Genomic DNA, 22,695 nt, shown 5'->3' with positions numbered 1-22,695 from the left:
GACGTCACCACGATCCCTCATGGCCCGCATCGATCTGCGCGGCGCGGACCTGTCCGCGGCCCGCTTGCGGACGACGCTGCCGCGCGGCGGCGTCGACGTGGACGCAGTGGTCCCGAAGGTCCGTCCGATCGTCGAGGACGTCGCCGCGCGCGGCGCGGTCGCGGCCCTGGAGTACGGCGAGAAGTTCGACGGTGTGCGGCCCGACCGGGTGCGGGTACCGGCCGAGAAGCTGCAGGCCGCGTTGGCGGGTCTGGACGCCGACGTGCGCGCCGCCCTCGAGGTCGCCATCGACCGGACCCGCATTGTGCACGCGGATCAACGCCGCACCGACACCACCACCACCCTGGCCCCGGGTGCGACCGTCACCGAGCGCTGGGTCCCGGTCGAACGGGTCGGGCTCTACGTACCGGGCGGCAATGCGGTCTACCCGTCGAGCGTGGTGATGAACGTGGTGCCCGCCCAGGCCGCCGGGGTGGCCTCGCTGGTGATCGCGAGCCCGCCCCAAGCCGATCACGGCGGTCTGCCGCACCCCACCATCCTGGCTGCCGCCGCACTGCTGGGCGTCGACGAGGTGTGGGCCGTCGGCGGCGCCCAGGCGGTGGCGCTGCTGGCCTATGGCGGCGCCGGGGAAAATGGCGGCGATACCGACGGCACCCCGCTCGACCCGGTGGACATGATCACCGGGCCGGGCAACATCTACGTCACCGCCGCCAAACGCATCTGCCGCTCCCAGGTCGGTATCGACGCCGAGGCCGGCCCCACCGAGATCGCCATCCTGGCCGATCACACCGCCGATCCCCGCCACATTGCCGCGGACCTGATCAGCCAGGCCGAGCACGACGAGATGGCCGCCAGCGTGCTGGTCACCGACAGCGTCGCGCTGGCCGAGGCCGCCGATGCCGAGGTGCTCGCCCAGCTGCAGACCACCGTGCACCGCGAGCGGGTCACCGCCGCGCTCACCGGGCGGCAGTCCGCGATCGTGTTGGTCGACGACATCACCGCCGGGGTCCGGGTCGTCAACGCCTATGCCGCCGAACATCTGGAGATCCAAACCGACGACGCGGCTGCGGTCGCGGGCCGGATCACCGCGGCGGGCGCGATATTCGTCGGCGCCTGGTCGCCGGTGAGCCTGGGTGACTACTGCGCCGGTTCCAACCACGTGTTGCCCACCGCGGGCTGCGCCCGACACTCCAGCGGACTGTCGGTGCAGACCTTCCTGCGCGGTATCCATGTGGTCGAGTACGACGAGGCGGCACTCAAAGATGTTGCCGGACACGTGATCACACTCTCGAAGGCGGAGAATTTGCCGGCCCACGGAGAAGCCGTCCGACGGAGGTTCGAACACTGATGTCCGCGTCGCGTATCTCCCTGGACGACCTGCCGCTGCGGGACAACCTGCGCGGGAAGACGCCCTACGGTGCACCGCAACTGTCGGTACCGGTGCGGCTGAACACCAACGAGAACCCGCACCCGCCCACGCAGGCCCTCGTCGACGATGTGGCCGAGTCGGTGCGCGACGCCGCGGCCGATCTGCACCGCTATCCCGACCGGGACGCCATCGCGCTGCGCACCGACCTTGCGGCCTACCTCAGTGGCCAGACCGGCGTCCAGGTGTCGGTGGAGAACGTGTGGGCGGCAAACGGATCCAACGAGATCCTGCAGCAGATCCTGCAGGCGTTCGGTGGTCCCGGACGCACCGCCATGGGTTTCGTGCCGTCCTATTCGATGCACCCGATCATCTCCGACGGCACCCAGACCGCGTGGTTGGAAGCCTCCCGCGCCGAGGATTTCGGTTTGGACACCGACATCGCCGTCGCTGCGGTCACCGCCGCCAAACCCGACGTGGTCTTCTTGGCCAGCCCGAACAACCCCTCGGGACAGAGTGTTTCGCCCGATGATCTGCGCCGGGTCCTCGATGCCGCCACCGGGGTGGTCATCGTGGACGAGGCCTACGGCGAGTTCTCCTCGCAGCCCAGCGCGGTGCGCCTCATCGCCGACTACCCGGCCAAACTCATCGTCACCCGCACCATGAGCAAGGCGTTCGCCTTTGCCGGCGGCCGGCTGGGTTACCTGATCGCCGACCCCGCCGTGATCGACGCGCTGCTACTGGTGCGGCTGCCCTATCACCTGTCGGTGCTCACCCAGGCCGCCGCCCGCGCCGCCCTGCGGCACGCCGATGACACCCTTGGCAGCGTCGCCACCTTGATCGCCGAACGGGAGCGGGTCGCCGCGGCGCTGTCCGGCATGGGTTTCCGGGTGATCCCCAGCGACGCGAACTTCGTGCTGTTCGGCGGATTCGCCGACGCACCCGCGGTCTGGCAGAGCTACCTGGACGCCGGCGTCCTGATCCGCGATGTCGGCATCCCCGGGTACCTGCGCACCACCATCGGCCTGATCGACGAGAACGATCTGCTGCTCGACGTGAGCGCCAAGATCGCCGAATCGGGCGTCGTCCACCAGACCCAAGGAGCCTCATGACCCGTCGCGCGAAAGTCGAACGCAAGACCCGGGAATCCGACATCGTCGTGGAGATCGACCTCGACGGCACCGGCAAGGTCGACATCGACACCGGCGTGCCGTTCTTCGACCACATGCTGACCGCGCTGGGCAGCCATGCCAGTTTCGATCTCAGCGTGCAGGCCCGCGGCGATATCGAGATCGAGGGGCACCACACCGTCGAGGACACCGCGATCGTGCTCGGCCAGGCGCTCGGTCAGGCGCTGGGGGACAAGAGGGGCATCCGGCGGTTCGGCGATGCCTACATCCCGATGGACGAGACGCTCGCGCACGCCGCCGTCGACGTCTCCGGTCGCCCGTACTTCGTGCACACCGGTGAACCGGATTACATGGTGGAGTTCACCATTTCAGGATCCAGCACCCCCTACCACACCGTGATCAACCGGCACGTCTTCGAATCGCTGGCCTACAACGCCCGCATCGCGCTGCACGTGCGCACTCTCTACGGGCGCGACCCGCACCACATCACCGAGGCCGAGTACAAGGCCGTCGCCCGCGCGCTGCGCCAGGCCGTCGAGTACGACCCGCGGGTCACCGGGGTCCCGTCCACGAAGGGCACCCTGTAACCGTGGGCGCTGCGAAAAAGGTTGTGGTGCTGGACTACGGGTCCGGCAACCTGCGCTCGGCGCAGCGCGCCCTGCAGCGCACCGGCGCCGATGTCGAGGTCACCGCCGACGCGTCCGCGGCGTTCGAGGCCGACGGTCTGGTGGTGCCCGGTGTCGGCGCCTACGAGGCCTGTATGACGGGGCTGCGCGATATCGGCGGTGAGCAGATCATCGCCAAACGCCTCGCCGCCGGGCGCCCGGTGCTCGGCGTCTGCGTCGGGATGCAGATCCTGTTCGCCCGCGGGGTCGAATTCGGGGTGCAAACCGAGGGCTGTGCGCAGTGGCCGGGCGCGGTGACCCGCCTCGATGCCCCGGTGATCCCGCACATGGGCTGGAACGTCGTGGACGCCGCGGCGGACAGCACCCTGTTCCGCGGCCTCGACGCCGACACCCGCTTCTACTTCGTGCACTCCTACGCGGCGCAGACCTGGGAGGGCAACAGCGACGCGAAGCTGACCTGGGCGACGCATCAGGTGCCGTTCCTGGCGGCGGTGGAGGACGGGCCACTGTCGGCCACCCAGTTCCATCCCGAGAAGAGCGGTGACGCCGGTGCGACACTGCTGCGCAATTGGGTCGAGAGCCTCGGCTGACGAGGCAAGTAAGGTAACCGCACGTGTCGCTAATTCTTCTCCCCGCCGTCGACGTCGTCGAGGGCCGCGCAGTCCGCCTGGTGCAGGGTGTCGCCGGCAGTGAAACCGAGTACGGTTCGGCGCTGGACGCCGCGCTGGGCTGGCAGCGTGACGGTGCCGAATGGATCCATCTGGTCGACCTGGACGCCGCCTTCGGGCGCGGCTCCAACCGCGATCTGCTCGCCGATGTGGTCGGCAGGCTCGATGTCGCGGTCGAACTGTCCGGCGGTATCCGCGACGACGAGTCGCTGCGGGCCGCACTGGCCACCGGCTGCCGGCGGGTCAACCTGGGCACCGCGGCGCTGGAGAATCCGCAGTGGTGTGCCGCGGCGATCGCCGAGCACGGCGACAAGGTGGCAGTCGGGCTGGATGTGAAGTTGGAGAACGGGGACTACCGGCTGCGCGGCCGCGGCTGGGAAACCGACGGCGGCGACCTCTGGCCGGTCCTGGACCGCCTTGTCGGGGAAGGCTGCTCACGTTTCGTGGTCACCGACGTCACCAAGGACGGCACCCTCAACGGGCCGAACCTGGAGTTGCTCACCGCCGTCACCGAGCGCACCGACGCGCCGGTGATCGCCTCCGGCGGGGTGTCCAGCCTGGACGACCTGCGGGCCATCGCCACCCTGACCGACCGCGGCGTCGAGGGCGCCATCGTCGGGAAGGCGCTGTACGCCGGGCGGTTCACCTTGCCCGAAGCGCTCAGCGCGGTCAGCGGCTGATGGTCGAACCCGGAAAGCTCGCGGCGCTGCTCGCGACCGCCACCGACGTACTCGACGATGTGTCGGAGGCGTTCGTCGACGGGCACCGGGCCGACTCCGCAGTGCGCAAACACGGCAACGACTTTGCCACCGAAGTGGATCTCGCCATCGAACGGCAGGTGGTGGCGGCGCTCACCGAGCAGACCGGCATCGGGGTGCACGGCGAGGAATTCGGCGGCGCGCCGATCGATTCCGAACTGGTGTGGGTGCTCGACCCGATCGACGGCACCTTCAACTACGCCGCCGGCTCACCGATGGCCGCGATCCTGCTCGGCCTGCTCGCCGACGGTGAGCCGGTCGCCGGCCTGACCTGGTTGCCCTTCGTCGGCAACCGCTACACCGCGCTGGCGGGTGGGCCGGTGCGGGACAACGGAACCGAGCTTCCCCCGCTGGAGCACACCACCCTCGCCGATTCGATCATCGGCATCCAGACCTTCAACATCGACTCGCGGGGGCGCTTTCCCGGCCGCTACCGCGCCGAGGTGCTGGCGAACCTGAGCCGGGTGTCCTCGCGGGTCCGCATGCACGGCGCCACCGGTGTCGACCTGGCCTACGTCGCGGCCGGAATCCTCGGCGGCGCGATCAGTTTCGGTCATCACATCTGGGATCACGCGGCCGGAGTGGCCCTGGTGCGGGCCGCCGGTGGCATCGTCACCGACCTGGCCGGGCAGCACTGGACCGCCGAGTCGAAGTCGGCACTGGCGGCGGCCCCGGGGATCCATGAGCAGATTCTCGCGCTGGTGGCCGCCGCAGGATCTCCGGAGGACTACTGAGATGGCTGTCGCGGTTCGGGTGATCCCGTGTCTGGATGTCGACGACGGCCGGGTGGTCAAGGGTGTCAACTTCGAGAACCTCAGGGATGCAGGCGATCCCGTCGAGCTGGCGGCCGCCTATGACGCCGCGGGCGCCGATGAGCTGACCTTTCTGGATGTCACCGCATCCTCGGCGGGACGGTCCACCATGCTCGAGGTGGTGCGCCGCACCGCCGAGCAGGTGTTCATTCCGCTCACCGTCGGTGGCGGGGTGCGTTCGGTCGCCGATGTGGACACCCTGCTGCGCGCCGGGGCCGACAAGGTGTCGGTGAACACCGCCGCGATCGCCCGCCCGGAGCTGCTGGCCGAGCTGTCGCGCCAGTTCGGTTCGCAGTGCATCGTGTTGAGCGTGGATGCCCGCACCGTGCCCGAAGGTGGCACCCCGACCCCGTCGGGCTGGGAGGTCACCACGCACGGCGGGCGGCAGGGGACCGGCATCGACGCGGTCGAATGGGCCCGGCGCGGAGCCGAACTCGGGGTGGGTGAGATCCTGCTGAACTCGATGGACGCCGACGGCACCAAGGCGGGTTTCGATCTGCCGATGCTGCACGCGGTGCGCGAGGCGGTCACCGTGCCGGTGATCGCCAGCGGGGGTGCCGGTGCGGCGGCCGATTTCGCGCCGGCCGTGCAGGCGGGTGCCGATGCGGTGCTGGCCGCCAGCGTGTTCCACTTCGGTGAACTCACCATCGGTGAGGTGAAGGCCGCCATGGCTGCCGCGGGGATCACCGTTCGATGAGCCTGGATCCCTCGATCGCCGCCCGCCTCAAACGCAACGAGGCCGGCCTGTTCACCGCGGTGGTGCAGCAACACGGCACCGGTGATGTGCTGATGGTCGCCTGGATGGACGATGACGCGCTGGCCCGCACCCTGCAGACCCGCGAGGCCACCTACTTCTCGCGCTCGCGCGGCGAGCAGTGGATCAAGGGCGCCACCTCCGGGCACACCCAGTACGTGCGCTCGGTGCGACTGGACTGCGACGGGGACAGCGTGCTGCTGGAGGTCGACCAGGTCGGCGGGGCCTGCCACACCGGGGATCACAGCTGCTTCGACGCGGACCTGCTGCTCGGCGACGCTTGACGGTATTTGTCGGTGGCATCCGTGACAATGGCCCGGTGACCGAAGACAGCGCCGCCACCCGCAAGGCCCGCGGTGCGTTCTTCACCCCACCGCAGATCACCCGGTACCTGGCCGAGTGGGCGGTGCGCGCACCCGATGACGCGGTGTTCGAGCCGTCGGCCGGTGATGCCGCCTTCCTGGTGGCGGCCGCCGAGCGGTTACGTCGGCTCGGTGTCGAACGCCCGCGACTCGACGGGGTGGAAATTCATCCGGCCAGCGTCGCGACCGCCCGGCGCCGGGTTGCCGAGGCCGGGGCCACCGCGCGGATCCGCACTGCGGACTTCTTCGATATCGCACCGACGCCGCGGTATGCGGCCGTGCTGGGTAACCCGCCCTATATCCGCTACCAGGACTTCCGCGGTACGCAACGGGCGCAGTCCCGGCGCGCGGCGCTGGCCGCCGGAGTCACGCTGTCGGCGTTGGCGTCCAGTTGGGCCGCGTTCACCGTGCATGCCGCGCTGTTCCTGCGCCCCGGCGGGCGGATGGCGCTGGTGCTGCCCGCCGAGCTGCTCAGCGTCAACTACGCCGCCGCGGTGCGCAAATTCCTGTTCGACCGATTCTCCAGCGTCGAGTTGGTGATGTTCGATGAGCAGGTCTTCCCGGGCGCCGAGGCCGATGTGGTGCTGTTGCTGGCCGACGGTTTCGGCGCCGGGCCATCCGGGCATGCCGTCATCCACCGTGCCCGCAATGCCGAATCGCTGACTTCGGAACTGGTGCAACGGCATTGGTCACCGGCAGATCCCGCCGACAAATGGGTCAGCGGACTCATCGGCAACCGGCCCGTGGAGGTTCTGCAGGGGCTGCACCACGATGCCCGGTTCGCTACCCTCGAGCAGTGGGGTGACACCACGCTGGGCATGGTCACCGGCAACAACGGTTTCTTCGCGCTGTCCCCGGCGCGGGTGGCCGAACTCGGGCTCCGGCCCACCGATCTGCTGACCCTGTCCCCGCCGGGAAGCGGCCACCTGCGCGGGCTGACGCTGTCCGCGCAGCACCTCGCGCTGCTGGGCGCAGATGGCAAGGCGGTGCACCTGTTCCGGCCCGCCGGGCGACTCTCGGCGCCGGCGCAGCGCTATGTCGAGGCGGGGCACGCCGCCGGGGTGCATCTGGCCTACAAGTGCCGGGTCCGCACGCCGTGGTATCGGGTGCCCCTGGTGCCACCCGCCGACCTGCTGTTGACCTGCATGAATGCCGACACACCGCGGCTGGTCACCAACCGGGCCGCCGCCCATCACCTGAACTCCGTGCACGGGGTGTACCTGCGCGACGAGGTCGCCGCACTGGGCCGGGATCTGTTGCCGCTGGCCGCACTGAACTCGGTCACCGTGCTGCACGCGGAGATGGTGGGCCGCGCCTACGGCGGCGGAGTGTTGAAAATCGAACCGCGCGAGGCCGATCGCTGGTTGGTGCCCGCCCCGGAGCTGATCGCGGCCCGCGCCGCCGAACTGCATGCCGCCCGCCGCGCGGTGGCGGCGCTGCTGGGTCGCGGCAGGCTGCTCGAGGCGGTCGGTCTCGTCGATGCCGCGCTCGACCTGGACGCCGACCTGGAATCGGTTCGGGCCGCACGTCATTCATTGGCGACGAGGCGGGCGGTAAGGTCGCGGCGTGCCCGCTGAGCCCTCCACGAAAGCCACCGCGTGGGCGATCTTCGACCGGATCGTCGCCGATGCCGCGCCCGCCGGGGTGCACACCAACCCGTGGCTGCGGACCGTGGACCGGCTGACCTACCGCCCCGACTTTAAGGTGCTGCGCAAGCTGCTGGGCGTGCCGCTGTACCTGGATGCGCCGTCGACCACCGGGGTGCCCGCGCTGGCCCTGGACGTGTGGATGTCCTACGAGCTGCGCCGTGCCGGATTCGACCCGGATGCGGTCTGGCCGCGACCCACCGACCCGCGCATCATGCCGGGCGCCATCTCCAGCCTGCTCGACGGCCTGCCGCAGCGGGAACGTCAACTCATCGAGGCGCGGCTGGGGCGCTCGATGAAGGGGGTGGCCGGTTCGAGCGCCAGCGTGCTGGGCAAGCACTACATGAAGCAGGTCGATGTCGTCATGTCGGACTGGGACACCGGGCCGGAGCTGCTCATCAGCACCAAGCGGATGGACTCCAGCTTCGGCAAGAACGCCGCGAACCGGGTCGAGGAAAGCTACGGCGACGCCAAGAACCTCCGGCTGCGCCACCCGCTGGCCGCGCTCGGTTTCGTCTACGGGCTGCGCTCGACGATCCTGAGCACCGAACCCGACAAGGCCGAATGGCTGATCGACCTGCTGGGCAAACTGGGCACCGAGGACGACGCCTATCACGCCACCGCGCTGATCATGATCGACTACCAGGCCGACGGTGTGGAGTCACCAGAAGACGAGGTGGACAGCATCGAGAAGGCGGATGCTGAAACGCTTTTCGAGATCATCGATGTCGCCACCGCGCGGGTTGACGAGGCGCTGGCGGCGCTGCCCGACATCGCCATCCGCCACGATGTGGTGCCACCGCAACTGCAGCCGGCCCGATTCCTGGCAATCATGGCCAACCGCGTCATCGACACCGCGCCGGTGACCCGGCACCGCGAGGCGCGTCGGCGTCGTGAGCAGGCGCCGGTCGGTTAGAGCACCCTCGAGCTGGCCCTCGCCCGTGCGCTCCACCGGCCGTCGGTGAACCCCACCGTCACCGGATGGCGGAATGCGGTGCTGACGTGTTCGGTGGTCACCGTGTCCTCGGCCGGGCCCATCGCGACGGTGCGGCCCGCACCGATGAGCAGCGCGTGGGTGGTGCTGGTGGGCAGTTCCTCCAGGTGATGGGTCACCAGGATCGACGCCATCTCCGGATGCGTGGCATCGAGGCTGTCGATGGTTTCCAGCAGTTGTTCGCGGGCCGCCACGTCCAGGCCGGTGCTGGGTTCGTCGAGCAGCAGCAGCCGCGGTTCGCCGATCAGGGCGCGCGCGATCAGGGTCCGCCCGCGCTCGCCGTGGGACAGCGTCGGCCACACCGCATCGGTGCGCGCGGACAGACCCACCGTGTCGATCAGCGCGTCGGCCCGGCGCAGCTGCTCGGCGCTCGGCGTCCAGCGTGCGGCGGTATCGATGGTCGCGGTGAAACCCGTGAGCACCACCTCGCGCACCGTCAACGGGTACTGCAGGCGGTGCCGGGGGTTGACATGCCCGATGGACCGGCGCAGCACGGACAGATCGGTGCGCCCCATCTGCCCGCCGAGGATGCGCACCGTGCCGCTGCTCGGAAACGTCACTGCCGCACAGAATCCGAGCAGCGTGCTTTTGCCGGCGCCATTGGGGCCCAGCAGAGCCCAGTGCTCGCCGGCCCGCACGGTCAGCGAGATGCCGTCGATGATCTGCTTGCCGTCCCGGCGGAAGGTGACCTCGGTGAGCTCCAGAACCGGTGTCACCGTCACCGCGCCCGCAGCACCTCGAGCGCCTTGTCGGCGTGGGCATCCATGCTGAACTCGCTGGAAATCACCTCGAGCACCGTGCGGTCGGTGTCGATCACGAAGGTGGTGCGTTTGACCGGCATGAACTTGCCGAGCAGGCCGCGCTTGACCCCGAACGCGGTGGCGACGGTGCCGTCGGCATCGGAGAGCAGTGGGTAGTCGAAGCGTTGCTGCTCGGCGAACTCGGCCTGCTTGGCCACCGCATCGGTGCTGATGCCGACCCGGGAGGCGCCGGCGGCGGCGAACTCGGCGGCCAGGTCACGGAAGTGGCAGGCCTCCTTGGTGCAGCCGGGGGTCATGGCCGCCGGGTAGAAGAACAACACCACCGGGCCGCCGGCGAGCAGCGAGGTCAGGCTGCGGTTGGTGGCGGTCTGGTCGGGCAATTCGAACTCGGCCACGCGGTCACCGGTCTTGATAAGCGTCACGGTCGCCCACGCTACGCCCACCACCGGGTGGCCGTCTGGGAGGATTGTCGGCGTGCAACACGCTTCCGCGGCCGCCACGCTGGCCGTCACCACCCCACGTGAGGATTTCCGGGAACTCGCCGCCGGGCACCGGGTGGTCCCGGTGACCCGCAAGGTGCTCGCCGACAGTGAGACACCGCTGTCGGCCTACCGCAAGCTGGCCGCCAACCGGCCCGGCACGTTCCTGCTGGAATCGGCGGAGAACGGGCGCTCCTGGTCGCGGTGGTCGTTCATCGGCGCGGGCGCGCCGTCGGCGTTGACGGTGCGTGACGGCGCGGCGGTCTGGCTGGGTGTCACACCGCAGGACGCGCCGTCCGGCGGTGACCCGCTCGCGGCGCTGCGCAGCACGTTGGAACTGCTGGCCACCGCCGCGGTGCCCGGCCTGCCGCCGTTGTCCTCGGGTTTGGTGGGCTACTTCGCCTACGACATGGTGCGCCGGCTCGAACGGCTCCCGGAGATCACCGTCGACGATCTCGGGCTGCCCGACATGCTGCTGCTGCTGGCCACCGATATCGCCGCGGTGGACCACCACGAGGGCACCATCACCCTGATCGCCAACGCGGTGAACTGGAATGGCACCGACGAGCGGGTCGACGAGGCCTATGACGATGCGGTGGCCCGGCTCGATGTGATGACCGCGGCGCTCGGCGAGCCGCTGCATTCCAGCGTCGCCACCTTCAGCCGGCCGCAGCCGCAGTTCCGTGCGCAGCGCACCGTGCAGGAGTACAGCGCCATCGTGGACAAGCTGGTCGGCGACATCGAGGCCGGCGAGGCGTTCCAGGTGGTGCCCTCACAGCGTTTCGAGATGACCACCACCGCAGACCCACTCGACGTCTACCGGATGCTGCGCGCGACCAACCCGAGCCCGTACATGTACCTGCTCAACGTGCCGAATGCCGAAGGGGGACTCGACTTCTCGGTGGTCGGCTCCAGCCCGGAGGCGCTGGTGACCGTCACGGACGGCAAGGCGACGACACACCCGATCGCGGGGACCCGGTGGCGGGGGGACACCGAGGAGGAGGACGTGCTGCTGGAGAAGGAACTGCTGGCCGACGACAAGGAGCGCGCCGAGCACCTGATGCTGGTCGATCTGGGCCGCAACGACCTGGGCAGGGTGTGCGAACCGGGCACGGTGCGGGTGGAGGATTACAGCCACATCGAGCGCTACAGCCACGTCATGCATCTGGTGTCGACGGTGACCGGGCACCTCGCCGAGGGCAAGACCGCCCTGGACGCCGTCACGGCCTGCTTCCCGGCGGGCACCCTGTCGGGGGCGCCGAAGGTGCGCGCCATGGAGCTCATCGAGGAGGTCGAGCTGACCCGGCGCGGTCTGTACGGCGGTGTGCTCGGCTATCTGGACTTCGCCGGTAACGCCGATTTCGCGATCGCGATCCGCACGGCCCTGATGCGCGCGGGCACCGCCTACGTGCAGGCCGGCGGGGGAGTCGTCGCCGACTCCAACGGGCCCTATGAGTACAACGAGTCGGCGAACAAGGCCAAGGCGGTGCTGAACGCGATCGCCGCGGCCGAGACGCTCACCGATCCGCAGACCCCGGCGCCATGATCAGGCTCGCGCAGGCGCTGCTGGTCCTCGGCGCGCTGGCGCTGTGGGGAGCCTCGCGGCTGCCGTGGGTGCAGGTGAGCACCTTCGACGGACTCGGTCAACCCAAGACCTCCACCCTCTCCGGCGCGGACTGGTCGACGGCGCTGGTCCCACTGGCGCTGGTGTTGCTGGCCGCCGCGGTCGCGGCGCTGGCGGTACGCGGTCTGCTGCTGCGCGCGGTCGCGGTACTGGTGGCGGTGTCCGGCGCCGGAGTCGCCTACCTGGGCATCAGTCAGTGGGTGGTCCACGACGTCGCGGTGCGCGGTGCGGAGCTGGCCGAGGTGCCGGTGTCGGCGCTGGTGGGATCCCAGCGCTTCTACGCAGGCGCCGCCGTGGCGGTCGTCGCAGCGGTGATTGCGCTGGTCGCGGCCGGATTGCTGATGCGCTCGGCGGCGCGGACACCGACCGCGTCGGCCCGGTACGCCGCGCCGGCGGCGCGCCGCGATGCGGTGCACTCGGAAACGGTGGACGGCTCCGGGACGCAGGGAATGTCTGAGCGGATGATGTGGGACGCGTTGGACGAGGGCAGCGATCCCACCGGCGAGCCGAACCCGCAGGATCCGGACAACAAGGGTCGGTGACAGAACGTGTGGCCCCGGCGACTAACCTTTCAGAAAACAACGGTGTCCACGACAACGACTGGGTCGACGCAGACCATTCCGGGGGGATCCCGGCCGACGGAAAAGGACGATGGCCAATGAGTTCGGCGACCGTGCTCGACTCCATTATCGAAGGAGTCCGCGCCGACGTTGCCACCCGTGAAGCCGCGGTGAGCTTCGCCGATATCAAGCAACGCGCGAAGGACGCCCGGCCCCCGCTGGATGTGGTGGCCGCGCTGCAGGCACCCGGCATCGCTGTCATCGCCGAGGTCAAGCGCGCCAGCCCGTCGCGTGGTGAGTTGGCCTCGATCGCCGACCCCGCGCAGCTGGCCAAGGCCTACGAGGACGGCGGCGCGCGCATCATCAGCGTGCTGACCGAGGAACGCCGCTTCCACGGGTCCCTCGACGATCTCGACAGTGTCCGGGCGGCAGTCTCGATTCCGGTGCTGCGCAAGGACTTCATCGTCGGGCCCTACCAGATCCATGAGGCGCGTGCGCACGGCGCGGACATGTTGCTGCTGATCGTGGCGGCGCTGGAGCAGAAGGCGCTGGAGTCGATGCTCGACCGCACCGAATCGCTCGGCATGACCGCCCTGGTGGAGGTGCACACCGAGGATGAGGCCGACCGCGCGCTGCAGGCCGGAGCGCGTGTCATCGGCGTCAACGCCCGCAACCTCAAGACCCTCGAGGTCGATCGGGACTGCTTCGCGCGGATCGCGCCGGGGCTGCCGTCAAAGGTCATCCGCGTCGCCGAATCCGGTATCCGCGGCACCGCCGATCTGCTGGCCTACGCCGGCGCCGGCGCGGACGCCGTCCTGGTCGGGGAGGGCCTGGTCACCAGCGGTGACCCGCGGAGCGCCGTCTCCGATCTGGTCACCGCCGGCGCGCACCCGTCGTGCCCCAAACCCGCACGCTGATTGTCGATGAGCCGCTTGCGCGAAGAGAAGTAGACAACGATGAGCCGCTTGCGCGAAGAGAGCAGATGACTTTGGCCGATATCGCGGGCCCCGAGCTGCCCCACACCAGCGCAGCCCTGGCCGAACCCACCAGTCACGACCCGGACGCCAAAGGCCATTTCGGTGCCTACGGCGGGCGGTTGGTCCCCGAGGCCTTGATGGCCGTCATCGAAGAGGTGACCGCCGCCTACGAGAAGGCCCGCAGCGATCAGACGTTCCTCGACGAACTCGACCGTCTGCAGCGCCACTACAGTGGCCGCCCGTCGCCGCTGTACGAGGCGCAGCGGCTCAGCGAGCATGTCGGTGGGGCGCGGATCTTCCTCAAGCGAGAAGACCTCAACCACACCGGATCCCACAAGATCAACAACGTGCTGGGACAGGCGCTGCTGGCCCGTCAGATGGGCAAGACCCGGGTGATCGCCGAGACCGGCGCCGGGCAGCACGGCGTGGCGACCGCCACCGCGTGCGCTCTGCTCGGCCTGGACTGCGTCATCTACATGGGTGCCGTGGATACCGCCCGGCAGGCGCTCAATGTGGCGCGGATGCGGTTGCTGGGTGCCCGCGTGGTTGCGGTGGAGTCCGGGTCGAAGACCCTCAAGGACGCCATCAATGAGACCTTCCGGGATTGGGTGGCCAACGCCGACGACACCTTCTACTGCTTCGGTACCGCGGCGGGCCCGCATCCGTTCCCACTCATGGTCCGCGACTTCCAGCGGATCATCGGGATGGAGACCCGGGTGCAGATCCTCGATCAGGCCGGGCGACTGCCCGATGCGGTGACCGCCTGTGTCGGCGGCGGCTCCAACGCGATCGGCATCTTCCACGCATTCCTCGATGATCCGGATGTTCGGCTCGTCGGCTTCGAGGCCGCTGGCGACGGGGTGGCCACCGGAAGGCACGCCGCGACCTTCACCGGCGGATCCCCGGGCGCGTTTCAGGGATCGTTCTCCTACCTGCTGCAGGACGAGGACGGTCAGACTCTCGAATCGCATTCCATTTCGGCCGGTCTGGACTATCCCGGTGTCGGACCCGAGCATGCGCTGCTCAAGGATGCCGGGCGCGCGGAGTACCGGCCGATCACCGACACCGAGGCCATGGATGCGTTCCTGCTGCTGTGCCGGACCGAGGGCATCATCCCGGCGATCGAGTCCGCGCACGCGGTGGCCGGCGCGGCGAAGCTGGCCACCGAACTCGGGAAGGGCGCGATTATCGTGGTGAACCTGTCCGGACGCGGTGACAAGGACGTGGAGACCGCAGGGAAGTGGTTCGGGTTGATGGACGGTGATTCGTGAGCCGGCTGGCCGGAGTGTTCGACAGGTGCCGGGCGGAGCGGCGTTCGGCGCTCATCGGGTATCTGCCGACCGGCTATCCGGATGTGGACACCTCGATCGCGGCGATGACCGCCATGGTCGAGTCCGGGGCCGACATCATCGAGGTCGGGGTCGCGTACTCCGATCCCGGCATGGACGGACCCACCATCGCCCGGGCCACCGAGGCCGCGCTGGCCGGCGGGGTGCGGGTGTATGACGCGTTGCGCGCGGTCGAAGCCATCAGCAATGCGGGCGGAAGCGCCGTCGTGATGTCCTACTGGAACCCGGTGCTGCGCAAGGGCGTCGAGACCTTCGCCCGGGATCTGGCGTCGGCCGGGGGGTTGGGACTCATCACCCCCGATCTCATTCCGGACGAGGCGGACGAGTGGGTGCAGATCTCCGAGCGCCACGATCTGGACCGGATCTTTCTGGTGGCGCCGTCGTCGACGCCGGAGCGACTGGCCGCGACGGTCAACGCGTCGCGTGGTTTCGTCTACGCCGCGTCGACGATGGGTGTGACCGGTGCACGCGATGCCGTGTCGAATGCCGCGCCCGAACTGGTGCGCCGGGTCAAGGAGATCTCCGACATTCCCGTCGGGGTGGGCCTGGGTGTGCGCTCCCGTGAGCAGGCCGCCGAGATCGGTGCCTACGCCGACGGGGTGATCGTCGGGTCGGCGCTGGTATCGGCGCTCGACGAGGGTCTGCCCGCGGTGCGAGCGTTGACCGCCGAACTTGCCGAGGGCGTGCGCCAGGCGGTGCGGGCATGACGGTCACGACGCTGGCCTACATCCCCAGCCCGGCACAGGGCGTCTGGTTCCTCGGGCCCGTTCCGCTGCGCGCGTACGCGTTGTGCATCATCGCCGGGATCGTTGCGGCGCTGGTCATCGGCGATCGCCGGTGGGAGGCGCGCGGCGGCGAGCGTGGCGTGATCTATGACATCGCGCTGTGGGCCGTGCCGTTCGGGTTGGTCGGCGGGCGCATGTATCACGTCATGACGGACTGGCCGACGTACTTCGGTGCCGGTGGCGCCGGGTTGGGCGCGGCATTCCGGATCTGGGATGGCGGACTGGGCATTTGGGGCGCGGTGGCGCTCGGCGGGGTCGGCGCGTGGATCGCGTGCCGGCGACGGGGGATACCGTTGCCCGCGTTCGGCGATGCGATCGCCCCGGGGATCATTCTGGCGCAGGCGATCGGCCGGCTGGGCAACTACTTCAACCAGGAGCTGTACGGGCGGGCGACCACCCTGCCGTGGGGCCTGGAGATCTACGAGCGCCGCGATGCGGCGGGGTTCCGGGATTCGCTCAACGGCGTGTCCACGGGGGAGTTGGTGGCCGTCGTCCATCCGACGTTCCTGTATGAATTGCTCTGGAATTTACTGATTTTCGCATTGTTGCTTTGGGTTGACCGGCGATACAGACTCGGTCACGGCCGGGTATTCGCGCTGTACGTGGCGGGGTACTGCCTGGGCAGGTTCTGGATCGAGCTGATGCGCAGCGACGCCGCGACACTGATCGCCGGCATCCGGGTCAACTCGTTCACCTCGACATTCATCTTCATCGCCGCCGTCGTGTATGTGATGGTAGCGCCCAAGGGGCGCGAGGACCCGGCGTCACTGCGCGGCAATGCGCCGCTGGTGGACGGGGATTCGGCGGTCGATGAGGTGGCCACCGAGGTGATCGAGGTGGGTGCGGCCGCGGGAATCGTGGCTGCCGCCAGGGCGGCGGGTGCCGCCGAGGGTGAGGACGCGGCCGGTGGCGGCGAGACCACCGCGCAAGAGGTCACCGTCGCTGACGCCGCCGACGAGGCCGACGATGTGGAAGAGCCCGTCGAGACCGAGGCTGTGGCTGAGGAGTCGGCCGGGGACGCCGAGCCTGTCGAGTCGGTTGATGCGGAGCCCGCGGACGATTCTGCAGAAGCAGAAGCAGAGGCTGTTGGCGAGCTTGATGCGGCTGACGCTCCGGTGGCCGAGGAGTCGCCCGAGGTTGTGGAGGCCGACGAGGCCACCGAAGGATCGGCTGTTGTCGAGTCGGTTGATGTCGAGTCGGTTGATGTCGAGTCGGTTGATGCGGAGGCCGCGGACGATTCTGCAGAAGCAGAAGCAGAAGCAGAGCCTGTTGCGGCTGACGCTCCGGTGGCCGAGGAGTCGCCCGAGGTTGTGGAGGGTGACGAGGCTGCCGATGTCGAGGAGCCCGTCGAGACCGAGCCCGAGACCGAATCTGCCGAGGGTTCGGCTGTTGTCGCGTCGGTTGACGCGGAGGCCGCGGACGATTCTGCAGAAGCAGAAGCAGAAGCAGAAGCAGAAGCAGAGGCTGTTGGCGAGCTTGATGCGGCTGACGCTCCGGTGGCCGAGGAGTCGCCCGAGGTTGTGGAGGGTGACGAGGCTGCCGATGTCGAGGAGCCCGTCGAGACCGAGCCCGAGACCGAATCTGCCGAGGGTTCGGCTGTTGTCGCGTCGGTTGATGCGGAGACCGCCGACGATTCTGCAGAAGCAGAAGCAGTTGACGATCCTGGTGCCGCTGACGCTCCGGTGGCTGAAGAGTCGCCCGAGACCGAGGCGGCAGATGCCGCGGCAGCTGAGCCTGCGGTTGAGGAGTCGGCGCAGATTGATGCCGTCGAGCCTGTAGCGGGGGATAACTCGCCCGAGACAGAGTTGGTCGAGGGTGATAGCGGTGATGCTGAGGCGGCCGATGCTGTTGAAGAGCCCGAGCCCGAGCCCGAGCCCGCCGACGCCGGTGAAAAAGCCGGCTCAGATGCCAAGCGCGTCGGTGAACGATTCCGCGCACCGCGGTGGTTCCGGCGTAACGGTTGACCACCGCACCCGCGCAGCTGACTACGGATCCTCGTCAGGTGGTCTGAGCAGCTCTTCGGGGTGATGGAAGTGGTTCAGGGTGTCCTGCCCCACGTCGAGTAGCGGCGGCGGGTGCCAATGCACCCGACCGTCCTCGCCAATCGTTGTGGCCCAACCAGTTTCGAATGCCAGCTGGTTGTCGGATCCGCAGCCGAGTCCGAGACCGGTGATATCCGTTCGTCCGCCAGAGGCCCAGTCCAACTCGGCATGCATCCCCTCGCAGTCGATACCCGCGACGGGGCAGTTCGGCATGGTGCACCCCCGGTCGCGGGAGATCATCACCAAGCGCTGGGCTTTGGAGGCCAGCCGCTTCGTCCGGGCCAGGTACAGCGGTTCCGCGATGTGCTCGCGATACACGATCAGGTAGTGGTACGCATGTTCGGCCAGGCGGATCAGGTCGCGGATGGGCATCGTCGTTCCGACGGAGGTCCGGGCGACCCCGGCCGCATCCTGTAGTTCACGCAACGTGGTCGAAACGACAACGGTCACCGGCAGGCCGCCGTGCTGGCCGAGCTGTTTGGACATCAAGGCATTCCGCATGACCGCCTTGAGCGCGTCGTGGTTGCGCTGAGCCTTGGTCCGGGTGTCGCGGGCAGCGGCGGTACCTTCCCCGGCATCGAGCGCGGAATCGAACTCCGAACGTCGCTCGGCGAGTTGATCGGCCGACAGCTCTGGGTCGCCCGTCGCCGTATCCAGCGCGGTCCGGCGTTCGGCAAATGGTTCCGGCGGATAGTCGACCAGCTCGGCAAGCACGCTGGCGTCGTCGGGAAGCCAGTTCTCCTCGGGTGGCACCGGGGACGCCTCGGGTGGCCGCGGTTCGGCCGGCACCGCCGGCGGCACCGACTCGGCGGTCGGCGGCATCCCCGGATTATCCACCAGCGGATTCGGTACCGGGTTGTGCACCGGCTCGGCGTCGGCGGGGTTGTTGACTCCCGGTGCGCCCCAGACCTGGGTGATCGTCTTCAGGTAGGCGCCGAGCTCCGCGTCGACATGACCGCTGACCCGGATCATCCCGTCGACATCCTGACGCCCGAACGTGATTCCGCGCTTGTGCTCGGCCGGATCCGGGCCGTCGCCGTCCGGATTGAGGGTGTTGAGCGCGTATGTCGCGACTTCCCGAAGCGTACGCGGGGTGATCCCGGTCGCGGCGGTGGCCAGTACGCGTTCCAGCTCGGCGCAGGCGGCAGGGTCAGCATGCTTGGCCGCGGCGGTCAGCGCCTTGCGGATCTCGTGCACGTGTTCGCGATTGATGGTGCCGGTGGCCAATTCGTCCGCGCAGGCGGCCATGTGGGGCTCCAGCAGCTCACCGTTCATGCCATGGCGCGGTCCGAGATCGCGGGCGTCGGCGAGGCGGCGATCGGCCTCATCCTTGGAGATCCGCAACCGGGTGCACAGGATCTCCGGCCAGGATCGCGCGCCGATGTCCTTCGGTGCTGCCTGCGCCTGCAGTGCCGACAGGATCCGGTGGTCCGCCACAGCGGTGGTGCGGGCTCGGTGCTCGCGGCGGGACTGCAACTCGAACAGCTCGGCCGGTGTCATCCGGGTGAAATCCAGTGCGGCCAACTGCTTACACACGGCATCGTAGGCATCGAAGGCCGCCAGCACGGCTTCCCGATCCGACACCTGATTCGTAAGCATGTTCGAATTCTATCGAGGGCTACCGACATGCAGAATGGTTGTCCACAGCCGAGCCGGCTATCCACAGATGCCTAAAAAGTATTGGCGCACAGACATTTTAGAGAGTACGAGCAGCGCTCATGTCTCGATCTGAATCCGCCCCTCGACCTCACATACCGGGTAGCTGCGTACCGGTACACCGCCACCGAGCTCGGCGCCGGTGCGCATATCGAAGGTGGCGCCGTGCAACGGGCACACCACCACCTCGTCATCGGCCAGTCCGTCGGCCAGCGGCCCGCCCTTGTGCGGGCACACCGCGTCCAGTGCGCGCAGCGACCCGTCGCGCAACCGGAACACCGCGATCTGGCTGTCGGCCACGGCGAATGTGCGTCCCTCGCCCAGCGGGACCTGGGAGGCCGGCCCGAGGTCGCTCACCGCACCGGCACCTGCGGCAGCGGCAACAGTGGCAACGAGGTGCGGAACTGCCCTTCGGTCGCCGGTTCCCGCCCGTCGAGCCATGGGTCGCGGTAGGCATCGATCGATTTCTGCATCCGCGCGTCCAGGCCGGAGGCCAGTCCCTCGGCATCCTCGACCACGACCGCCCGGATGTGGTCGATACCCACCCGGGGCACCCACGCGTAGGTGCGCTCCAGCCAGTTGGCGCTCTCGCGGTAGTACTGCAGGAACCGGCCGGTGAGGGTCATCACCTCCGCGGCGGAGTCGACGGTCGCCAGCAGATCTCCCTTGCGGATGTGGGCACCGGCCGCGCCGCCCACATAGATCTCCCAGCGTCCACCGTCGACGGCCACCACCCCGAGGTCCTTGCACAGTGACTCGGCACAGTTACGGGGACATCCCGTGACCGCGAGCTTCATCTTCGCCGGGCTGGCCAGACCCTGGAACCGCTCCTCCAGGGCAACGCCCAGCGCCGTGGAGTCACCCACGCCGAACCGGCAGAAGTCGCTGCCGACACAGGTTTTCACGGTGCGGAAGCTCTTTCCGTAGGCGTACCCGGACGGCATGTCCAGATCCGCCCACACCGCGGGCAGGTCCTCCTTACGGATACCGAGCAGGTCGATGCGCTGACCGCCGGTGCATTTGATCATCGGAATCGAATACTTGTCGGCCACATCGGCGATCTTGCGCAGCTGCCCGGCGCTGGTCACGCCACCCTTCATCTGCGGGACCACCGAGAAGGTGCCGTCCCGCTGGATATTGGCGTGCACCCGGTCGTTGATGAACCGGGCATCCCGCTCATCGACGAACTCGTCGGCCCACATCATCTCCAGCAGTGAGGCCAGCGCCATCTTCGAGCCGGCATCGTGCTTGCCGTCGGGTGCGAGAGCGTTGAACACCGAGGACACCGAATGCAACTGGAGCTCGCGGATCAGCTGCATCAGTTCGGGTTTCGGGTAGGGCACGCCGGGGACGTACCACGATGCCGACGGATCCTCGGTTGCGGCGCCGCCGGCCGCCCACTCCACGATCTGGCCGACGAGCTGCTTACACGACCCGCAGCCCTTTCCGGCCTTGGTCTTCTTCATCACGCCGGAGACCGACGTGGTGCCGTCCCGAACACAGGACACCAGCGCGGCCTTGGACACCCCGTTGCAGTTGCACACCTGGGCATCGTCGGCGAGTTCGGCGACGCCCACCTCGACATCGGGGGTGCCGATGTCGAACATCAGCGACACCCGTTCCTCGGGCAGCGGCAGACCGTTGTCGAAGGCCTGGGTCAGGAACGATACCTTGCTGACGTCGCCGACCAGCGTGGCGCCCACCAGCTTTCCGTCCCGGATCACGACGGTCTTGTAGATTCCGTGCCGGGGTTCGGAGTACTGCACGAATTCGTCGTCGGGTCGTTCGGGACCCTTGACCCCCATCGCGGCGACATCGACCCCGGCAACCTTGAGCTTGGTGGCGACCCGGGAGCCGTGATACTCGGCCTTGGGGTTGCTCCTGGTGAGGTGGTCGGCGAGCACCTTGGCCTGCTCCCACAACGGCGCTACCAGGCCGTACACCTGGCCGCGGTGCTGAGCGCATTCGCCGACGACGTAGATGTCGTCGTCGTCGACCGAGCGCATGTGGTCATCGGTGACGACGGCGCGCTCGACACTGAGCCCGGCACGCTGGGCCAGGCCGACATTGGGCCGGATCCCGGCGGCGATCACCAGCATGTCGCAGTCGAGCCGGCTGCCGTCGGAGAACACGATCCCGGCCAGCCTGCCATCCTCGACCACCACTTCGGTGGTGCGTTTCTCGGTGTGCACACCGATGCCGAGGGCCTCCACCGATTTGCGCAGAATCGCCCCCGCGAGGTCGTCGAGCTGGGCGTTCATCAGCGTGCTGCCGGCGTGCACCACATCGACGGTCAATCCCCGGTTCTGCAGTCCCCGTGCGGCTTCCAGCCCCAGCAGCCCACCGCCGATCACCACGGCCTTGCTCCTGGTCGCGGCCTCGGCGATCATGGTCGACGTGTCGTCGAGGGTGCGGAACCCGAACACCCCGTCGGCCAGGGTCTTGTCATCGGCCCATAAACCCGTCATCGGCGGGAAGAACGATCGGCTGCCGGTCGCCAGGATCAGCTTGTCGTAGCGCATCGAGGTGCCGTCGTCGGCGTGCACCAGGTGGGCGAAGGTGTCCACCCGCACCACGCGGACCCCGGCCCGCAGATCGATGTCGTTGTCGGTATACCAGTCCAGCGCATTGAGGTAGATCTCGGCGGGATCATCGCTGCCTGCCAGCACATTGGACAGCAGGATGCGGTTGTAGTTGCCGTAGGGCTCGTCGCCGAACACGGTGATGTCGAACTGCTCGCCGCCGCCGCGACCCAGCACTTCCTCGATGGCGCGGATACCGGCCATCCCGTTACCGACCACCACCAGGCGCGCCTTCGTGGTGGTCGACCGACTCCCGTTGTGCGTGAGGGTTTCGGTGACGGTCATCTACACCTCCACCAACCCGAGGTCCAGAATCACTGTCCCCGAACAACCCTCGGGTGCGGCGATGTGCAACTCGAGCACGGTGTCGGCGAGCAGATCTTCCACCACACGCAACGCCACATGGGTTGCGCCCTTGGCGGCGATGGGGAAGTAGCGCATCGGGGCACCGTCGCGGACCAACACCACCGAGATCATCTGTTTGGTCGAGTTCCCGCCCCGGAAATAGACCGGCTGCGTGACGGCCCCCGCGGGCACGACATAGCGCAGTGCGGCATCGATGGGCACAGGCTTGTCCAAGCCCGCCCCGACGAATGCAAAGGCGCCCTGAAGAAATCGTGGTGAACTGCCGTCACTCATCGGGATGCCGGCCCCCTCGTCGTCGGTTCTCCGCGGTCGATCGACTACGCCTGCTCAATCATGATGTCGGACAGTAAGTTGAGATCGGGACTCGGAGTCGGGCTCGCCGGCGAATCCGTCTCCTT

At 68.6% G+C, this 22,695-nt stretch carries 22 protein-coding genes; 16 read left to right on the top strand and 6 right to left on the bottom strand.

Annotation, left to right across the window (positions count from 1 at the left end):
- The first annotated feature begins 19 nt into the window (after positions 1-19).
- Genes hisD through A7U43_RS16995 form a run of 10 tightly spaced genes read left to right on the top strand, consistent with a single transcriptional unit; the run spans position 20 to position 9,038 of the window.
- Positions 20-1,348: a histidinol dehydrogenase gene (gene hisD, locus A7U43_RS17040; RefSeq protein WP_067997589.1), complete on the top strand. Its 1,329-nt coding sequence runs from the start codon at positions 20-22 to the stop codon at positions 1,346-1,348.
- Entirely contained in the window at positions 1,348-2,478 is a 1,131-nt protein-coding gene (locus A7U43_RS17035) for a histidinol-phosphate transaminase (RefSeq protein ID WP_067997587.1), read from the top strand. Before hisD ends, A7U43_RS17035 begins: the two co-directional genes overlap by 1 nt.
- Positions 2,475-3,083 (top strand): imidazoleglycerol-phosphate dehydratase HisB, encoded by a 609-nt coding sequence (gene hisB / locus A7U43_RS17030; RefSeq protein WP_067997584.1) that lies wholly within the window; start codon positions 2,475-2,477, stop codon positions 3,081-3,083. The genes A7U43_RS17035 and hisB overlap by 4 nt, the downstream gene beginning before the upstream one ends.
- A gap of 2 nt (positions 3,084-3,085) precedes the next feature.
- Complete coding sequence (gene hisH, locus A7U43_RS17025; RefSeq protein ID WP_067997580.1) at positions 3,086-3,712, top strand: imidazole glycerol phosphate synthase subunit HisH; 627 nt, start codon at positions 3,086-3,088, stop codon at positions 3,710-3,712.
- A 23-nt stretch (positions 3,713-3,735) separates the two neighbouring features.
- Positions 3,736-4,470, top strand: a complete 735-nt coding sequence (gene priA / locus A7U43_RS17020; RefSeq protein WP_067997576.1) for a bifunctional 1-(5-phosphoribosyl)-5-((5-phosphoribosylamino)methylideneamino)imidazole-4-carboxamide isomerase/phosphoribosylanthranilate isomerase PriA — start codon at positions 3,736-3,738, stop codon at positions 4,468-4,470.
- On the top strand, positions 4,470-5,282 hold the full coding sequence (locus A7U43_RS17015; protein ID WP_067997573.1) for an inositol monophosphatase family protein: 813 nt from the start codon (positions 4,470-4,472) through the stop codon (positions 5,280-5,282). The genes priA and A7U43_RS17015 overlap by 1 nt, the downstream gene beginning before the upstream one ends.
- A 1-nt stretch (position 5,283) precedes the next feature.
- Positions 5,284-6,057, top strand: coding sequence for an imidazole glycerol phosphate synthase subunit HisF (gene hisF / locus A7U43_RS17010; RefSeq protein ID WP_067997569.1), 774 nt, complete (start codon positions 5,284-5,286; stop codon positions 6,055-6,057).
- Positions 6,054-6,398, top strand: coding sequence for a phosphoribosyl-AMP cyclohydrolase (gene hisI, locus A7U43_RS17005; protein WP_067997568.1), 345 nt, complete (start codon positions 6,054-6,056; stop codon positions 6,396-6,398). The genes hisF and hisI overlap by 4 nt, the downstream gene beginning before the upstream one ends.
- Before the next feature lie 35 nt (positions 6,399-6,433).
- A complete protein-coding gene (locus A7U43_RS17000) occupies positions 6,434-8,053 on the top strand; it encodes an HsdM family class I SAM-dependent methyltransferase (RefSeq protein ID WP_197499867.1) in 1,620 nt (539 codons plus the stop codon).
- The gene (locus A7U43_RS16995; RefSeq protein ID WP_067997563.1) at positions 8,043-9,038 is read left to right on the top strand and encodes a hypothetical protein; all 996 of its coding nucleotides are present in this window, start codon (positions 8,043-8,045) and stop codon (positions 9,036-9,038) included. The genes A7U43_RS17000 and A7U43_RS16995 overlap by 11 nt, the downstream gene beginning before the upstream one ends.
- On the opposite strand, the gene A7U43_RS16990 is transcribed toward A7U43_RS16995, so the two are convergent.
- Both A7U43_RS16990 and A7U43_RS16985 read right to left on the bottom strand, forming a co-directional pair.
- Positions 9,035-9,832, bottom strand: a complete 798-nt coding sequence (locus A7U43_RS16990; protein ID WP_068002953.1) for an ABC transporter ATP-binding protein — start codon at positions 9,830-9,832, stop codon at positions 9,035-9,037. The genes A7U43_RS16995 and A7U43_RS16990 overlap by 4 nt on opposite strands.
- 2 nt (positions 9,833-9,834) lie before the next feature.
- Positions 9,835-10,290, bottom strand: coding sequence for a peroxiredoxin (locus tag A7U43_RS16985; RefSeq protein ID WP_197500071.1), 456 nt, complete (start codon positions 10,288-10,290; stop codon positions 9,835-9,837).
- Between the two features lie 61 nt (positions 10,291-10,351).
- Here A7U43_RS16985 and A7U43_RS16980 point away from each other — a divergent pair, with 61 nt between their 5' ends.
- From A7U43_RS16980 to lgt, 6 genes are all read left to right on the top strand, one after another.
- The gene (locus tag A7U43_RS16980; RefSeq protein ID WP_067997560.1) at positions 10,352-11,902 is read left to right on the top strand and encodes an anthranilate synthase component I; all 1,551 of its coding nucleotides are present in this window, start codon (positions 10,352-10,354) and stop codon (positions 11,900-11,902) included.
- Positions 11,899-12,522, top strand: a complete 624-nt coding sequence (locus A7U43_RS16975; RefSeq protein WP_067997557.1) for a TIGR02234 family membrane protein — start codon at positions 11,899-11,901, stop codon at positions 12,520-12,522. Before A7U43_RS16980 ends, A7U43_RS16975 begins: the two co-directional genes overlap by 4 nt.
- A 116-nt stretch (positions 12,523-12,638) precedes the next feature.
- Positions 12,639-13,457: an indole-3-glycerol phosphate synthase TrpC gene (trpC, locus tag A7U43_RS16970; protein ID WP_067997554.1), complete on the top strand. Its 819-nt coding sequence runs from the start codon at positions 12,639-12,641 to the stop codon at positions 13,455-13,457.
- Positions 13,458-13,528: 71 nt separating this feature from the next.
- Entirely contained in the window at positions 13,529-14,788 is a 1,260-nt protein-coding gene (gene trpB, locus A7U43_RS16965) for a tryptophan synthase subunit beta (protein ID WP_068002947.1), read from the top strand.
- Positions 14,785-15,573, top strand: coding sequence for a tryptophan synthase subunit alpha (gene trpA / locus A7U43_RS16960; RefSeq protein ID WP_067997551.1), 789 nt, complete (start codon positions 14,785-14,787; stop codon positions 15,571-15,573). Before trpB ends, trpA begins: the two co-directional genes overlap by 4 nt.
- A complete protein-coding gene (gene lgt, locus A7U43_RS16955) occupies positions 15,570-17,615 on the top strand; it encodes a prolipoprotein diacylglyceryl transferase (protein WP_067997548.1) in 2,046 nt (681 codons plus the stop codon). The genes trpA and lgt overlap by 4 nt, the downstream gene beginning before the upstream one ends.
- 21 nt (positions 17,616-17,636) lie before the next feature.
- On the opposite strand, the gene A7U43_RS16950 is transcribed toward lgt, so the two are convergent.
- The 4 genes from A7U43_RS16950 to A7U43_RS16935 form a co-directional block, all read right to left on the bottom strand.
- On the bottom strand, positions 17,637-19,292 hold the full coding sequence (locus A7U43_RS16950; protein WP_082902180.1) for a DUF222 domain-containing protein: 1,656 nt from the start codon (positions 19,290-19,292) through the stop codon (positions 17,637-17,639).
- A gap of 117 nt (positions 19,293-19,409) precedes the next feature.
- The gene (locus A7U43_RS16945; RefSeq protein ID WP_067997542.1) at positions 19,410-19,706 is read right to left on the bottom strand and encodes a Rieske (2Fe-2S) protein; all 297 of its coding nucleotides are present in this window, start codon (positions 19,704-19,706) and stop codon (positions 19,410-19,412) included.
- On the bottom strand, positions 19,703-22,216 hold the full coding sequence (nirB, locus tag A7U43_RS16940) for a nitrite reductase large subunit NirB (protein WP_067997539.1): 2,514 nt from the start codon (positions 22,214-22,216) through the stop codon (positions 19,703-19,705). Before nirB ends, A7U43_RS16945 begins: the two co-directional genes overlap by 4 nt.
- Positions 22,217-22,570 (bottom strand): molybdopterin oxidoreductase, encoded by a 354-nt coding sequence (locus A7U43_RS16935; protein WP_067997537.1) that lies wholly within the window; start codon positions 22,568-22,570, stop codon positions 22,217-22,219.
- Positions 22,571-22,695: the final 125 nt, after the last annotated feature.

This window comes from Mycobacterium adipatum (assembly GCF_001644575.1).
Classification (GTDB): Bacteria; Actinomycetota; Actinomycetes; order Mycobacteriales; family Mycobacteriaceae; genus Mycobacterium; species Mycobacterium adipatum.
This window is presented reverse-complemented; position numbering and strand designations above follow the sequence as displayed.

Excerpts from the sequence above, each read along its gene's own strand:
- hisF (WP_067997569.1), top strand. The coding sequence starts at position 5,284 with ATGGCTGTCGCGGTTCGGGTGATCCCGTGTCTGGATGTCGACGACGGC.
- nirB (WP_067997539.1), bottom strand. The coding sequence starts at position 22,216 with ATGACCGTCACCGAAACCCTCACGCACAACGGGAGTCGGTCGACCACC.
- hisB (WP_067997584.1), top strand. The coding sequence starts at position 2,475 with ATGACCCGTCGCGCGAAAGTCGAACGCAAGACCCGGGAATCCGACATC.
- hisD (WP_067997589.1), top strand. The coding sequence starts at position 20 with ATGGCCCGCATCGATCTGCGCGGCGCGGACCTGTCCGCGGCCCGCTTG.
- A7U43_RS16975 (WP_067997557.1), top strand. The coding sequence starts at position 11,899 with ATGATCAGGCTCGCGCAGGCGCTGCTGGTCCTCGGCGCGCTGGCGCTG.
- A7U43_RS17015 (WP_067997573.1), top strand. The coding sequence starts at position 4,470 with ATGGTCGAACCCGGAAAGCTCGCGGCGCTGCTCGCGACCGCCACCGAC.
- trpC (WP_067997554.1), top strand. The coding sequence starts at position 12,639 with ATGAGTTCGGCGACCGTGCTCGACTCCATTATCGAAGGAGTCCGCGCC.
- A7U43_RS16935 (WP_067997537.1), bottom strand. The coding sequence starts at position 22,570 with ATGAGTGACGGCAGTTCACCACGATTTCTTCAGGGCGCCTTTGCATTC.
- A7U43_RS17035 (WP_067997587.1), top strand. The coding sequence starts at position 1,348 with ATGTCCGCGTCGCGTATCTCCCTGGACGACCTGCCGCTGCGGGACAAC.
- hisI (WP_067997568.1), top strand. The coding sequence starts at position 6,054 with ATGAGCCTGGATCCCTCGATCGCCGCCCGCCTCAAACGCAACGAGGCC.
- A7U43_RS16950 (WP_082902180.1), bottom strand. The coding sequence starts at position 19,292 with ATGCTTACGAATCAGGTGTCGGATCGGGAAGCCGTGCTGGCGGCCTTC.
- lgt (WP_067997548.1), top strand. The coding sequence starts at position 15,570 with ATGACGGTCACGACGCTGGCCTACATCCCCAGCCCGGCACAGGGCGTC.